The sequence below is a fragment of the Pseudomonas sp. Marseille-QA0332 genome, from assembly GCF_054950175.1.
This window is the reverse complement of the sequence record NZ_CM143106.1, coordinates 3,542,074-3,556,487: the sequence shown is the minus strand read 5'-3', so window position 1 is coordinate 3,556,487 and position 14,414 is coordinate 3,542,074. Positions and strand designations below refer to the sequence as shown.

At 63.5% G+C, this 14,414-nt stretch carries 13 protein-coding genes; 4 read left to right on the top strand and 9 right to left on the bottom strand.

Annotated elements, in window-relative coordinates; all coding sequences use genetic code 11:
* Positions 1-62 precede the first annotated feature (62 nt).
* The 4 genes from pstA to ACY8GK_RS16380 all read right to left on the bottom strand — a co-directional run bounded on the left by pstA (position 63) and on the right by ACY8GK_RS16380 (position 6,630).
* Positions 63-1,733 (bottom strand): phosphate ABC transporter permease PstA, encoded by a 1,671-nt coding sequence (pstA, locus tag ACY8GK_RS16395; RefSeq protein ID WP_462401650.1) that lies wholly within the window; start codon positions 1,731-1,733, stop codon positions 63-65.
* Positions 1,734-1,750: 17 nt separating this feature from the next.
* Positions 1,751-3,802 (bottom strand): ABC transporter permease subunit, encoded by a 2,052-nt coding sequence (locus ACY8GK_RS16390; protein ID WP_462403034.1) that lies wholly within the window; start codon positions 3,800-3,802, stop codon positions 1,751-1,753.
* 376 nt (positions 3,803-4,178) lie between these two features.
* Positions 4,179-5,177: a phosphate ABC transporter substrate-binding protein PstS gene (locus ACY8GK_RS16385; protein ID WP_196175266.1), complete on the bottom strand. Its 999-nt coding sequence runs from the start codon at positions 5,175-5,177 to the stop codon at positions 4,179-4,181.
* Positions 5,178-5,340: 163 nt separating this feature from the next.
* Positions 5,341-6,630, bottom strand: coding sequence for an MFS transporter (locus tag ACY8GK_RS16380; RefSeq protein WP_196175592.1), 1,290 nt, complete (start codon positions 6,628-6,630; stop codon positions 5,341-5,343).
* Positions 6,631-6,892: 262 nt separating this feature from the next.
* Here ACY8GK_RS16380 and ACY8GK_RS16375 point away from each other — a divergent pair, with 262 nt between their 5' ends.
* Both ACY8GK_RS16375 and ACY8GK_RS16370 read left to right on the top strand, forming a co-directional pair.
* Positions 6,893-7,291, top strand: coding sequence for an acyl-CoA thioesterase (locus tag ACY8GK_RS16375; protein WP_462401649.1), 399 nt, complete (start codon positions 6,893-6,895; stop codon positions 7,289-7,291).
* Between the two features lie 64 nt (positions 7,292-7,355).
* Positions 7,356-8,264, top strand: coding sequence for a D-hexose-6-phosphate mutarotase (locus tag ACY8GK_RS16370; RefSeq protein ID WP_196175270.1), 909 nt, complete (start codon positions 7,356-7,358; stop codon positions 8,262-8,264).
* Positions 8,265-8,322: 58 nt separating this feature from the next.
* Here ACY8GK_RS16370 and ACY8GK_RS16365 read toward each other — a convergent pair whose 3' ends face one another.
* The 4 genes from ACY8GK_RS16365 to purE form a co-directional block, all read right to left on the bottom strand.
* The gene (locus ACY8GK_RS16365; protein WP_196175272.1) at positions 8,323-8,856 is read right to left on the bottom strand and encodes a DUF3299 domain-containing protein; all 534 of its coding nucleotides are present in this window, start codon (positions 8,854-8,856) and stop codon (positions 8,323-8,325) included.
* Between the two features lie 48 nt (positions 8,857-8,904).
* The gene (locus tag ACY8GK_RS16360) at positions 8,905-9,150 is read right to left on the bottom strand and encodes a GlsB/YeaQ/YmgE family stress response membrane protein (protein ID WP_196175274.1); all 246 of its coding nucleotides are present in this window, start codon (positions 9,148-9,150) and stop codon (positions 8,905-8,907) included.
* 94 nt (positions 9,151-9,244) lie between these two features.
* Positions 9,245-10,327 (bottom strand): 5-(carboxyamino)imidazole ribonucleotide synthase, encoded by a 1,083-nt coding sequence (locus ACY8GK_RS16355; protein ID WP_196175276.1) that lies wholly within the window; start codon positions 10,325-10,327, stop codon positions 9,245-9,247.
* A gap of 11 nt (positions 10,328-10,338) precedes the next feature.
* Positions 10,339-10,830 (bottom strand): 5-(carboxyamino)imidazole ribonucleotide mutase, encoded by a 492-nt coding sequence (purE, locus tag ACY8GK_RS16350; RefSeq protein ID WP_196175278.1) that lies wholly within the window; start codon positions 10,828-10,830, stop codon positions 10,339-10,341.
* 260 nt (positions 10,831-11,090) lie between these two features.
* On the opposite strand from purE, the gene ACY8GK_RS16345 reads away from it, so the two are divergent.
* The gene (locus tag ACY8GK_RS16345) at positions 11,091-11,714 is read left to right on the top strand and encodes a hypothetical protein (RefSeq protein ID WP_462401648.1); all 624 of its coding nucleotides are present in this window, start codon (positions 11,091-11,093) and stop codon (positions 11,712-11,714) included.
* On the opposite strand, the gene ACY8GK_RS16340 is transcribed toward ACY8GK_RS16345, so the two are convergent.
* Entirely contained in the window at positions 11,703-12,623 is a 921-nt protein-coding gene (locus ACY8GK_RS16340) for a LysR substrate-binding domain-containing protein (RefSeq protein WP_196175282.1), read from the bottom strand. The genes ACY8GK_RS16345 and ACY8GK_RS16340 overlap by 12 nt on opposite strands.
* A gap of 180 nt (positions 12,624-12,803) precedes the next feature.
* On the opposite strand from ACY8GK_RS16340, the gene aspA reads away from it, so the two are divergent.
* Positions 12,804-14,228, top strand: a complete 1,425-nt coding sequence (gene aspA / locus ACY8GK_RS16335) for an aspartate ammonia-lyase (protein ID WP_196175284.1) — start codon at positions 12,804-12,806, stop codon at positions 14,226-14,228.
* The last annotated feature ends 186 nt before the right edge of the window (positions 14,229-14,414 follow it).

Below are 14,414 nucleotides of genomic sequence, written 5' to 3'. Positions count from 1 at the left end.
AGCTGCAAGTTAGAGCAAGGCGGCAATCTGCTTGAGTTGCCGCTCGTGGCTTGAGACTCGAATCAGCTGTCGAGCGCCTTGTACTTCTCGCGCAGGTGGTTGCGGATCCATACCGCCGACAGGTTGAGCGTGGCGATGACCAGCACCAGCAGCAGCGCGGTGGCATAGACCAGCGGACGCGCGGCTTCGACGTTGGGGCTCTGGAAGCCGACATCGTAGATGTGGAAGCCCAGGTGCATGATCTTCTGATCCAGGTGCAGGTACGGGTAGTTGCCGTCCAGCGGCAGCGACGGTGCCAGCTTGACCACCCCTACCAGCATCAGCGGCGCGACTTCGCCGGCGGCACGCGCCACCGCCAGGATCATGCCGGTCATCATGGCCGGGCTGGCCATGGGCAGGACGATCTTCCAGAGTGTCTCGGCCTTGGTCGCGCCCAGCGCCAGCGAGCCTTCGCGCACCGTGCGCGGGATGCGCGCCAGACCTTCCTCGGTGGCGACGATCACCACCGGCACGGCCAGCAGCGCCAAGGTCAGGGATGCCCAGAGCAACCCCGGGGTACCGAGCGTCGGCGCAGGCAATGCCTCGGGGAAGAACAGCCGGTCGATCGAGCCGCCCAGTACGTAGACGAAGAAGCCCAGGCCGAATACCCCATAGACGATCGCCGGTACGCCAGCGAGGTTGTTGACGGCGATGCGGATCAGCCGGGTCACCGGACCCTGGCGGGCATATTCGCGCAGGTAGACGGCCGCCAGCACACCGAACGGCGTCACGATCACGGCCATGATCAGGGTCATCATCACGGTGCCGAAGATGGCTGGGAAGATGCCGCCCTCGGTGTTGGCTTCACGCGGATCGTCGCTGAGGAATTCCCAGACCTTGCCGAAGTAGGTGGTCATCTTGGTCATGCCCGACATGGCGTTGGGCTGGTAGGCGTGGACGACCTTGCTCAGGTTGATCTCCACCTCGCGCCCATTGCCGTCGCGCGCCACCAGGGCATCTCGGGCGAACGCCTGGTGCAGGCTGCCCAGACGCTCCTCGATGGCCTGATAGCGGCTGTTGAGCTCGGCGCGCTCGGCCTCCATGTCAGCCTGGGCGGCCGCGTCCAGCTTGCCCTCCAGCTCCAGCTTGCGTCCGTGCAGGCGCAGGCGTTCGAGGCCGTGGTTGATGGCACCGATATCGCTCTTTTCCAGCGTCTGCAGCTCGTCGGCCAGTTGGCTGGCACGCTTGAGGCGCGCCTGCAGCTCGCCCCAGGCCGCCTGGCCCTCGGCCACGACACGACCGTCTTCCTTGACGCTGACCAGGTAGCCATAGAAGTTGCCCCACTCGCGACGCTCCAGGGCGATCAGCTCGGCAGGCTTGCGCTGATCGACCAGCCATTCGCCCACCACCCAGGTGAAGTCGCTGCCGTTGAGGTCGCGGTTGCCGACCTTGACCAGCTCTCGGGTCATGAATTCCGGGCCTTCGTCCGGCACCGGCAGCCCTGCCCCCTTGAGGCGGGCACGCGGGACTTCTTCGGCCTGGACCACTTCACCGATGATGACGTGGTCCGCCTGGCCGGGCACCTTGTAGGTAGCCTGGATCAGGTCGGCTGGCCAGAAGTGGCCCAGCCCACGAACGGCGATCACGGCCAGCAGACCCACGGTCATGATCACTGCGATGGCTACCGCGCCACCGCTGATCCAGACGCCGGGGGCGCCGCTCTTGAACCAGCCTTTGAGGGAATCCTTTTTCACGGATCTCTACCTTTCTATCAAAGCGACGAGTATTTCTTGCGCAGACGCTGGCGAATCAGCTCGGCCAAGGTGTTCATCACGAAGGTGAACATCAGCAGCACCAGCGCGGCGAGGAACAGCACCCGGTAGTGACTGCCACCGACTTCGGATTCGGGCATCTCCACCGCGACGTTGGCGGCCAGGGTACGCATGCCTTCGAACAGGTTCAGCTCCATGACTGGCGTGTTGCCGGTGGCCATCAGCACGATCATGGTCTCGCCCACCGCCCGGCCCATGCCGATCATCAGCGCCGAGAAGATCCCTGGGCTGGCCGTCAGGATGACTACCCGGGTCAAGGTTTGCCACGGCGTGGCACCCAGCGCCAGGGAACCCAGGGTCAGGCTGCGTGGCACGCTGAACACGGCGTCCTCGGCAATGGAGTAGATGTTCGGAATGACCGCGAAGCCCATGGCGATACCGACCACCAACGCGTTGCGCTGGTCGTAGGTGATGCCCAGGTCGTTGGTGATCCAAAGGCGCATGTCGCCGCCGAAGAACCAGGTTTCCAGGAACGGGCTCATGTAGAGAGCGAACCAGCCGGTCAACAGGATCACCGGGATCAGGATCGCCGCTTCCCAGCCGTCCGGAACGCGCAGGCGCAGCGACTCGGGCAGGCGGCTCCAGACGAAGCCGGCCAGCAGGATGCCCACCGGCAGCAACAGGAACAGACTGAACACGCCAGGCAGGTGGCCTTCCAGGTAAGGGGCCAGGAACAGGCCGGCGAAGAAACCGAGAATGACCGTCGGCATCGCTTCCATCAGCTCGATCACCGGCTTGACCTTGCGGCGCATCCCCGGTGCCATGAAGTAGGCGGTGTAGATGGCCGCGGCGATCGCCAGCGGCGCCGCCAGGATCATCGCGTAGAACGCGGCCTTCAAGGTACCGAAGGTCAGCGGCGAAAGGCTCAGCTTGGGTTCGAAGTCGGTGTTGGAAGCGGTCGACTGCCAGACGTATTTCGGCTCGTCATAGTTCTCGTACCAGACCTTGCTCCACAAGGCGCTGAACGAAACCTCCGGATGCGGGTTGCTCAGGCTCAGCGGCAGCAGCTTGCCACCTTGCTCGATGAAGATGCGATTGGCACGTGGCGACAGCGCCAGCACGCCCCCGGCTTCGGCGACCGGCTCGACGAGCAGGGTGCGATGCGCGGTACTGTGGAAGACCCCCAGCTTGCCTTCGCTGTCCAGGGCGATGAAGCCCTTGCGGCGCTCCTCGGCATCGATCTGCACCACCGCCGCCTTGCCCAGCTGGAAGGTACGGATCTGCTTGAAGCGCTGCTCTCCATCCGGGTCGCGGGCCATGAACCACTGGCTCAGGCCGCCCTTGGAGTCGCCCAGGATCAGCGAGATGCCCCCTACCAGCTGGGCACTGGCGGTGATTTCGGCATTGCCGTCCTCGAGCAGCTTGTAGCGGCCGTTGAGATTCTTCTCGCGCAGACTGAAGACATCGGCATTGGCGCGGCCATTGAGCACATACAGCCACTGCTGGCGTGGGTCGATGTAGATCGCCTTCACGGCTTCGGTCATCTGCGGCAGGTCGATGCGCGCCTGCTCGGTGCTGACTTCACCGGTCATCATGTTCTCTTCCCGCGTCAGCGACAGCACTTGCAGGTGCGAACCCGTGGAGCCAGCCAGCACCAGGGTATCGCCATTGACGCTGAGGCTGACATGATCGAGCGGCCGGCCCTGATCGTCCAGGGTGAACGGCGCCTGCCCGTACGGGTAGCCGATCGCCGAGTTGATGGTCTTCCTGTTGTCCGGGTAGGTGATCTTGTAGGTGTGGTCGAACACCAGGGCCTGGCCATTGCTCAGGCCGAGCACCACCAAGGGACTGCCTGGCTGGTCTGCGCTGATCGAGCTGACCTGGGTTCCGGCCGGCAGCGGCAGGTCGACGCGCTTGAGCTCGTCACCGGTCTTGGTGTCGAAGAACAAGGCCTGGCCCCTGTTGGATACCCGCATCCCCACCAGGTTCTGCTCTTCGAGCGCGATCATCAGCGGCTTGCCGGCATCCTGCTGCAGCCAGGCCGGCTCCATGGCCTTCTTGCTGGTCAGCTCGGCGCCCTGGAACAACGGCAGGACCACATAGGCCAGGTAGAAGAAGATCAGGGTGATGGCCGCCAGCACGGCGAGCCCGCCAACCAGGACGTACCAGCGGGTCAGGCGATCCTTGAGGGCGCGCATGCGGCGCTTGCGCTGTAGCTCAGGCGTATTGAAATCAATGCGCACCGGGGGAGGATTTTGAGTCATTGTGGAGTTGGCCAGATCATTCATGCGCACACCCTAGCGGTCCCGTATGACAGAAACATGACAATGCAGTGACGCAAAAAAGCCCGCTGCTCAGGCATCCTGGCCGCGGACTGCAGAATTCATGGAAGAAGCTGGCACTCGGCCAGCTTCTTCCGTTCTAGACTTACTGCTTGGCGACGTTGGCGCCGTGGGTCAGGCCCAGGTCAGCCAGGGTCTTGTCCACTACCTTGGCCGGCAGCGGGATATAGCCATCCTTGACCACTACCTGCTGGCCTGCCTGCGAAAGCACCAGCTTGACGAACTCGGCTTCCAGCGGAGCCAGAGGCTTGTTCGGGGCCTTGTTCACGTAGACGTAGAGGAAGCGCGACAGCGGATAGGTGCCGTTCAGGGCGTTGGCTTCGTTGTCCTCGACGAATTCCCCGCCTTCCTTCTTGGCCAGGGGAACGGTCTTGACGCTGGCGGTCTTGTAGCCGATGCCCGAGTAGCCGATGCCGTTGAGCGAGCTGCTGATCGACTGCACGACCGAAGCCGAGCCAGGCTGTTCGTTGACGTTAGGCTTGAAGTCGCCCTTGCACAGGGCTTCTTCCTTGAAGTAGCCATAGGTACCGGAGACTGAGTTGCGACCGAACAGCTGGACCGGCTTGTTGGCCAGGTCGCCGGTGACGCCCACATCGCCCCAGGTCTTGACTTCGCTCTTGCCACCGCACAGGCGGGTGGAGGAGAAGATCGCGTCGACCTGAGCCATGGTCAGGCCCTTGATCGGGTTGTCCTTGTGCACGAACACGGCCAGGGCATCGACGGCGACCGGGATGGCGGTCGGCTTGTAGCCGTACTTCTGCTCGAAGGCCTGCAGCTCGACGTCCTTCATCTTGCGACTCATCGGACCGAGGTTGGCGGTGCCTTCGGTCAGCGCGGGCGGCGCGGTGGAAGAGCCGGCCGCCTGGATCTGGATGTTTACGTTCGGATATTCCTTCTTGTAGGCCTCGGCCCACAGGGTCATCAGGTTCGCGAGGGTGTCGGAACCGACGCTGGAGAGGTTGCCCGACACACCGGTGGTCTTGGTGTAGGTCGGGATCGCAGGGTCGACAGCGGCTACCGCATTGGCGGTGGCAACGCCAGCGGCGGCGAAGGTGAGGGCCGCCATCAAACGCTTCAGTTTCATGCCTTGCTCCTAGCAGGAATATTGGGTGTGCTGGATGGATCGGGCCCAAGTATCTGCAGGCCGCATGAATACGATATGACCTGAATATGACAATTGGATGAAAGGCCAGTACGAGACTGGCCTTCACCGTTGCAGGATTTCTCTGGCAGCCGGGCGCCGGGCGTCAGCGCTTCCTGGCCAGCAGGTACACGCCCACCAGCAGCCCTACCGCGCAGAGACCGGCTACATAATAGGCAGGCGCCATCGGGCTCAACTTGAGCAGCGCGGTGACCACCATCGGAGTCAGGCCACCGAAGATGGCGTAGGCCAGGTTGTAGGAGAACGACAGGCCGCTGAAACGCACCATGGGCGGAAACGCCTTGACCATCACATAGGGCACGGCGCCGACGATGCCCACGCACAGGCCAGTCACGGCATACAATGGGAAAAGCAGGTCGGGGCGGCTCGCCAGGCTGTGGTAGAAGATCCACGAGCTGGCCAGCAACAGCAGGCTGCCGACGATGAACACCCGCCCGGCCCCCAGGCGATCGGCCAACGAACCGGCGACGATGCAGCCGAGGCTGAGCAGGACGATCGCCAGGCTATTGGCCATGAGCGAGTCGGTCGGGCTCACCTGATAGAGACTTTGCAACAGGGCCGGGGTCATGAGGATCACCACCACGATGCCGGCCGACAGCAGCCAGGTCAGCAGCATGGACAGGATGATCGCGCCGCGATGATCGCGCAGCACCGCGCGCAGGGGCAGCTCTTCGGCCAGGGCCTTGCGTGCCTGCATCTCGGCGAACACCGGGGTTTCGTGCAGCCAACGTCGCAGGTAGACCGAGAACAGGCCGAACACACCGCCGAGCAGGAACGGGATACGCCAGGCATACTCGGCGACTTCGTCCGGGCTGTAGATGCCGTTGATCAGCGTCGCCACCAACGAGCCGAGCAGGATGCCCGAAGTCAAGCCGGCGGTCAGGGTACCGCAGGCATAGCCAGTATTGCGCTCGGGCACGTGTTCGGACACGAATACCCAAGCCCCGGGGACTTCGCCGCCGATGGCCGCGCCCTGGATGACCCGCATCAGCAACAGCAGGATCGGGGCCAGCAGGCCAATCTGCTGATAGGTTGGCAGCAGCCCCATCACCAGGGTGGGCAGGGCCATCATGAAGATGCTCAAGGTGAACATCTTCTTGCGTCCGAGCAAGTCACCGAAGTGGGCCATGACGATCCCGCCCAAGGGACGCGCCAGATAACCCGCAGCGAAGATGCCGAAGGTCTGCATCAGGCGCAGCCACTCGGGCATGTCGGCTGGAAAGAACAATTTGCCGACCACCGTGGCGAAGAACACGAAGATGATGAAATCGTAGAATTCCAGGGCACCGCCAAGCGCCGACAGGGAAAGGGTCTTGTAGTCGCTGCGGGTCAGCGGCCGTGGAGGCTGCTCGATACTGCTCGGCACGGAAGTCATCGGATTCTCTATCGGGCTCATGCAGGCCGCTCGTATTGCGGCTTCTGGTGGAAAACGGCCAAGATAGCAAATTGCCGAGCGAGGCTCATAGCGCCCAGGAAACCGCAAGATTGGTTTCCCCTGGAGCGGACCTGCCGGCTGCAGTTGTTCGCCCAGGCGCCCGCCGAGGCAAAATCAGCGTAGTATGTTTTGCTGAACGGTTTTCCACGATGTCCGTCCAAGCGCCAACAACGAAGCGTCACGGGTCAGAGGCCCCCACGGCATGATTGAGCTCGAACAAGAAGATCCCATTCCGCAAGGCGACCTGGCCTTGCAGATCACCGCACTACCTAGGGAAACCAACGGTTTCGGCGATATCTTCGGCGGTTGGCTGGTCGCCCAGATGGACCTCGCCGGCACCGCCATGGCCAGCCGTGTGGCCGGTGGTCGCGTCGCCACGGTCGCGATCGACCGCATGACCTTCCTGGTACCCGTGGCCGTTGGTGCCCAGCTCTCGTTCTATACCCAGACCCTGGAGATCGGTCGTAGCTCGATCCGCATGATGGTCGAGGTGTGGAGCGATGACCCGCTGTCGAGCGAATGGCGCAAGGTGACCGAAGCGGTGTTCGTGTTCGTGGCCATCGATGGCAGTGGTCGTACCCGTTCGGTGCCCCGCCGCTGAAAACCTGACGACGATGGCTTCGTGCCCAGGCATCAGGGCCAGTACAATTCAACGAGAGACGAGCATGGCTAGCGCAAAGGTCGAAGTAGAGCGACACGGCGAACTCAACTGCTGGCGCATTACCAGCGCACATGCCGAGCTGCTGGTGGCCCAGCAGGGCGCGCAGGTGCTGAGCTACCAGCGATTGGGTCAGCCGCCCTTGTTGTGGCTGAGCGACCAGGCCATCTTCCGCGCAGGCAAGTCGGTGCGTGCCGGTGTGCCGATCTGCTGGCCCTGGTTCGGCAACCTGCAGCGCAACCCGTCATCGGTCCGCGCCATGTACCTTGGCGAGGCAGCACCAGCCCATGGCCTGGCCCGGACCCGCGACTGGCAGTTGCTGGGCATCGACCAGGCGGGGGATGCCTTGCGTATCGAGCTGCGCCTGCCCGAAGCCGAAGGCCAGCTGCCGGACTGGCCACACACGGTCGAACTGCAACTGCTGATCGAGCTGGACGATCATCTGCGACTGACGCTCACCAGCCATAACCGGGGACAAGACAGCGTTACCCTCAGCCAGGCCCTGCACAGCTACTTCGCAGTCAGCGACGTGCGCCAGGTACATGTCGAAGGCGTCGAGGGCCTCGACTACATCGAGACCCTGGCCGACTGGCAACGACGTACACAGCAAGGCTCGCTGGGCTTTTCCGGCGAGACCGACCGTATCTACCTGCACGCCCCCGAACGCCTGGGCATCGTCGATCCGCGCTGGAACCGGCGGATCAGCCTGCAGACCAGCGGCTCGCGCTCGGCGGTCATCTGGAACCCCTGGACCGAGCGGGCGCGCGAACTGCCAGACATGGCCGATGATGGCTGGCAGCGCATGCTGTGCATCGAGACCGCGAACGCCTGGGACGATGTGGTGACTCTGGCCCCCGGCGGCGAACATTCACTGAGCGTCAGGATCACCAGCGAAGAGCTTCAGGCCCAACCCTGAGATCGCCGGCCGGAGCAGCCGCCGCCGGGACGCCGGAGCGCCCCGCGGGCTCTTAGAATCAGAGGTCGGCATCCTCCACCACGCGGACCTTGCCGGCATCGAGCGCATAGGCGGCATCGGCCAGGTCATTGCTGACCTTTTCGATCTTCAGCGTTCCGCTGACCCACAGCGGCGTATAGATATCGTCGATCCTCAGGCCCTTGGGATAGCGCACCAGCACCAGCTGGTTCGGCGGCGGCGGCGGAACATGGATGCAGGCCCCCGGATAAGGCACGAGGAAGAACAGGGTGCTGTTGCCCTTGGCATCGCTCTCCAGCGGGACCGGATAGCCACCAAGGCGGATCTGCTTGCCGTCGAGCCTGGCCACGGTCCTGGTGGAGTACATGACCGCTGGCAAGCCCTTGCCTTGCTTGAGGCCACCCTTCTCGGTGAACGTACCCTGGGCTTCGGGCGAGTCGTGGTCGATTTCCGGCATCTGCTCCAAGGCTTGCTGGTCCGATCGGGGCATCAGTTCCAGCCAGTCGGTCTCGGGCAGTTCGGCATGAGCCAGAGTGCTGGCCAGCAACAGGGAGATCAGGAAGGGAACGCGCATGGGGAAGGCTCGGCAACTCGAATGAATTGCCGGGCATTCTAGCCGCAATCAGCGTTTCTTGATGAACCCGTAGATCACCAGAAGAATGATGGCACCGACCAATGCACCAAAGAACCCGGCGGCTTCGCCAGCTCGGTAGATGCCCAGCGCCTGGCCACCATAGGTAGCGAGCAGCGAGCCGGCGATGCCGAGGAGGATGGTCATGATCCAGCCCATGCTGTCGTCTCCGGGTTTCAGGAAACGAGCCAGCAGGCCTACGATCAAGCCGATGAAGATGGTTCCGATGATGCCCATGACAATTCCTCTGCGATGAAGTGGAACAGACCGAAGCCGAACAGCGCTTCGGCGTGTTGCCATTTCAGAGGGTCGCTTGGCGACGGAGGTTCCATCAGTTGCCGATCAGCGTCTCTACTTCGTCGATCCGCGCGCGCAGGGTAGGCAGGTCCACGCAACGCAGGGTGGCATGGCCTACCTTGCGCCCGGCCTTGAAGGCCTTGCCATAGTCATGCAGATGGCAGCCGTCGATGGCGATGACCTTTTCCGCCGCCGGCACTTCACCGATGAAGTTGAGCATGGCGCTCTCGCCGACCTTGGCGGTCGAGCCGAGCGGCAGGCCGGCCACTGCGCGCAAGTGGTTCTCGAACTGGCTGCATTCGGCGCCTTCGATGGTCCAGTGCCCGGAGTTGTGCACCCGTGGAGCGATTTCGTTGGCCTTGAGACCGCCGTCGACCTCGAAGAACTCGAAAGCCATGACGCCAACGTAGTCTAGTCGCTCCAGCACACGTGCGACATAGTCTTCGGCCAGCGCCTGCAGCGGGTGCGCCTGGCTGGCCACGGATAGACGCAGGATGCCGCTTTCGTGGGTGTTGTGTACCAGCGGGTAGAAGCGCGTCTGGCCATCACGGGCACGTACGGCGATCAGCGAGACCTCGCCGGAGAACGGCACGAAGCCTTCCAGCAGGCACGGCACGCTGCCAAGTTCGGCGAAGGTGCCTGCAACGTCCTCGGCGCTGCGCAGGACCTTCTGGCCCTTGCCGTCATAGCCCAGGGTACGGGTCTTGAGCACTGCCGGCAGGCCAATGCTGGCCACGGCGGCCTCCAGGTCCGCCTGGGACTGGATATCGGCGAAGGCAGGCGTCGGGATGCCCAGGTCGCGGAACATGCTCTTCTCGAACAACCGGTCGCGCGCGATGCGCAGGGCCTCGGCACTGGGGTAGACCGGCACGAACTGCGAAAGGAAGGCTACCGTCTCGGCCGGAACGCTTTCGAACTCGAAGGTCACCAGGTCTACCTGGTCGGCCAGCCGACGCAGGTGCTCCTGGTCGTCGTAGTCGGCACGCAGGTGCTCGCCGAGGCGGGCGGCGCAAGCATCCGCGGCCGGATCCAGGAAAGCGAAGTCCATGCCCAGCGGAGTCCCCGCCAGGGCCAGCATGCGGCCCAGCTGGCCACCCCCGATTACACCGATCTTCATGTCGACTCTCCTCAGGCCTGGCGCGGATCCGGATTGTCCAGGACGGTTTCGGTCTGTTCGTTGCGGAACCGCTTGAGCGCCGCGTGATAGTCCGGATACTTGGCGCCCAGGATGCTGGCGGACAGCAAGGCGGCATTGATCGCCCCGGCCTTGCCAATGGCCAGAGTAGCCACCGGGACGCCGGCCGGCATCTGCACGATCGACAAGAGCGAATCGACACCGGACAGCATCGATGATTGCACCGGCACGCCAAGCACCGGCAGGTGGGTCTTGGCAGCGCACATGCCAGGCAGATGGGCTGCGCCACCGGCTCCGGCGATGATCACCTCGATGCCACGCTCCTCGGCCTGCTCGGCATACTGGAACAGCAAGTCCGGGGTACGGTGGGCGGAAACCACCTTCACCTCGTAGGGAATGCCGAGTTTCTCCAGCATATCGGCGGTGTGGCTAAGGGTGGACCAATCGGACTTGGAGCCCATGATCACGCCAACCAGTGCACTCATCGTCGAGCCTCTCCTGTAAGCGCCACGCGGCGCACCAAAAGCAACAAGCCACGCTCGGGTACCGGCGTGGCTTGTCATACGGATTCAGAATCGACCGAGTGGTCGAAGGCGCGGGATTATAGCCTATGCCCTGGCATGCCGCCCACCCCCGCAAGGCACTTGCCAGACAAGCAGCCCATGCCGACGACGAAGCCTTTCCGGCTGCCTGCCTGGCCGCGGCGGTTCTAGCCTCGAGGTCCCCTTCCGCCATGGAGACTCCCATGTCCAGACGAATCCTCATGTTCCTTTTCCTGCTGGGTGCGTTGCCCCTGGCACCTGCCACGGCAGCGCGCTCGCTGGTCGTGACGGTCTACCCTCACGATGAAATGCGCGACCTCAGCGATGGCCAGCTGCGCGAAGCGTATTTCCAGCATTGGCTCGACGAAATGCGCAGCTTCACCCACCATCCCATCGAACTGGTCTTCAGGCGTGATGTACCGGGCATCACCGACATGGACTATACCGGCCTAGGCTCCCAGCAGATCCTCGAGCGGTTCACCGAGGAGCTCGGCTTTCGCTCGGCCAATCGGCCTTTTTCCTTTCTCGACAAGCACCTGCTGCTGACCCGCGGCGTCTATGACCGCACGGGGCTGAACTACAGTGCCGGGCTGGCGCGCTACAAGGGCACCACGGCGATTGCCTCGCTGGATGCTTATAGCGCGCCGGCCCATGAGATCGGCCACCTGCTCGGCGCCACCCATGAACAGGCCGAACTCAGGTTCAACGGCTGGGTCTGTGAAACCTACACCCACCCGCGGGTGCCGCTGCGCTCGAACTGCTATCGCTACAGCGACGCCAATCGGTCGAACATCGTCGACTACCTGCGCGCCAACTCAGGTGCCTGAAGCCTCGCCCGCGACATTCGAGGCTTCCAATTTGCGCCACAGCAGGCGGACGTTGGCCTTGCGCACCAGCGCGCAGCGGTACAGCCTGATTTCCAGCGGAACGTGCCAATGGCTTGCTCCGCAGACCGCAAGCTCGCCGCGTTCGAGCTCGGCACGTACCGACAGGCGAGGCACCCAGGCGATGCCCAGCCCCTCCAGTGCCATGCTCTTGAGACTGTCGGCCATCGCGGTCTCATACACCGTGGTATAGCGCAACTTGCGCTGGCGCAGCAGCAGGTTGACCGAGCGTCCCAGGAAGGCCCCGGCGCTGTAGGCCAGCAGGGGCACGCTGCCGTCGCTCTCCAGGTCGAAGAGCGGCTGCCCTTGGACATCAACGGCGCAGACCGGAAGCATTTCGGTCGTGCCCATGTGCAGCGAAGGAAAGATCTCGGCATCCATCTGCAGTGCCGCATCCGGATCGTAGAAGGCCAGCATCAAGTCGCAGCCGCCTTCGCGCAAGGCATGCACCGCATCGCCGACGTTGGTCGCCACCAGGCGCGTGGCGATGTTCAGGCCGTCATTGCGCAGCTGAGCGACCCAACGCGGGAAGAAACCCAAGGCCAGCGAATGGGCCGCGGCAATCTGCACGACCTCCCCCTGGCCGCCCTCCAGATGATGGAGATGGCGGAGAACTTCGGCCAACTGGTCGACAACCGTACGCGCCGTTACAAGGAACAGCTGGCCCGCCTCGGTCAGCTCGATCGGCGTCCGGGACCTGTTCACCAAGGTCAGGCCCAATGCCGCTTCCAGGCTGCGAATACGCCGGCTGAAAGCCGGCTGGGTCACGAAGCGTTTTTCCGCTGCCTGGGAAAAGCTACGGGTCGCGGCCAAGGCGCTGAAATCTTCCAACCACTTGCTTTCAAGGTTCATGCACTTGCCTCGCGGAATGCACCAGAATGGAACACGCTCGAAACCAGTCTGGCGTCACACTCATCATTATGCCGTTTGTGCATAGGTTAGCGTGCAACAGCATTGGCCGACAATCGCTGCTAACCCTAGCATTGGCGCCATTCCGGCATGTGCCGGGCCTAAATCGAGATGATATCCGTCATGTCCTCCGCTGCATCGTTCCGCGTCGAAAAAGACCTGCTTGGTACCCTTGAAGTCCCTGCCGATGCCTATTACGGCATCCAGACCTTGCGCGCCGTCAACAACTTCCACCTGTCCGGCGTGCCGCTGTCGCACTATCCGAAGCTGGTGGTCGGCCTGGCGATGGTCAAGCAGGCCGCCGCCGATGCGAACCGCGAACTGGGCCACCTGAGCGACGCCAAGCACGCTGCCATCAGCGAAGCCTGTGCCCGCCTGATCCGGGGCGACTTCCATGAGCAGTTCGTGGTGGACATGATCCAGGGTGGCGCCGGCACCTCGACCAACATGAATGCCAACGAGGTCATCGCCAATATCGCGCTGGAGGCCATGGGCCGGCAGAAAGGCGAATATCAGTACCTGCACCCGAACAATGACGTGAACATGGCGCAGTCGACCAACGACGCCTATCCGACCGCCATTCGCCTGGGCCTGCTGCTGGGTCATGACGCCTTGCTGGCCAGCCTCGACAGCCTGATCCAGGCCTTCGCTGCCAAGGGCCAGGAGTTCGACCATGTCCTGAAGATGGGCCGCACCCAGCTGCAGGACGCCGTGCCGATGACGCTCGGCCAGGAATTCCGCGCCTTCGCCACCACCTTGACCGAAGACCTCAACCGCCTGCGCAGCCTGGCGCCGGAACTGCTGACCGAAGTCAACCTGGGGGGCACCGCCATCGGTACCGGAATCAACGCCGATCCGGGCTACCAGGCCCTGGCCGTACAGCGCCTGGCATTGATCAGCGGCCAGCCGCTGGTACCGGCTGCCGACCTCATCGAAGCCACCTCCGACATGGGTGCCTTCGTGTTGTTCTCTGGCATGCTCAAGCGCACCGCGGTCAAGCTGTCGAAGATCTGCAACGACCTGCGCCTGCTGTCCAGCGGCCCGCGCACCGGCATCAACGAAATCAACCTGCCAGCGCGCCAGCCGGGCAGCTCGATCATGCCAGGCAAGGTCAACCCGGTAATCCCGGAAGCGGTCAACCAGGTGGCCTTCGCCATCATGGGTAACGACCTGGCCCTGACCATGGCTGCCGAAGGTGGCCAACTGCAGCTCAACGTCATGGAGCCGCTGATCGCCTACAAGATCTTCGACTCGATCCGCCTGCTGCAGCGCGCCATGGACATGCTGCGCGAGCACTGCATCGTCGGCATCACCGCCAACGAACAGCGTTGCCGTGAACTGGTCGAGCACTCCATCGGCCTGGTTACCGCCCTGAACCCCTATATCGGCTACGAGAATTCCACCCGTATCGCCCGTGTTGCCCTGGAAAGCGGTCGTGGCGTGCTGGAACTGGTTCGCGAGGAAGGCCTGCTGGACGACGCGATGCTCGATGACATCCTGCGTCCAGAAAACATGATCGCACCCCGCCTGGTTCCGCTGAAGGCGTGACCAGGTCGTTGTAGACAGTCTCACCAGGTCGAGGGACTAGACACCTCTCAACCTTTCCAAGGCCCGAGCCCATGCTCCGGGCCTTTTTTTTGCCTGGATGTCCACGGCTGCAGGGCGGCGCGTTCGGCAAAGAGTGGCCCGGGGTAACAGGGGGGTTCGGCACGCTACTTGCTGCATGATGTGTCC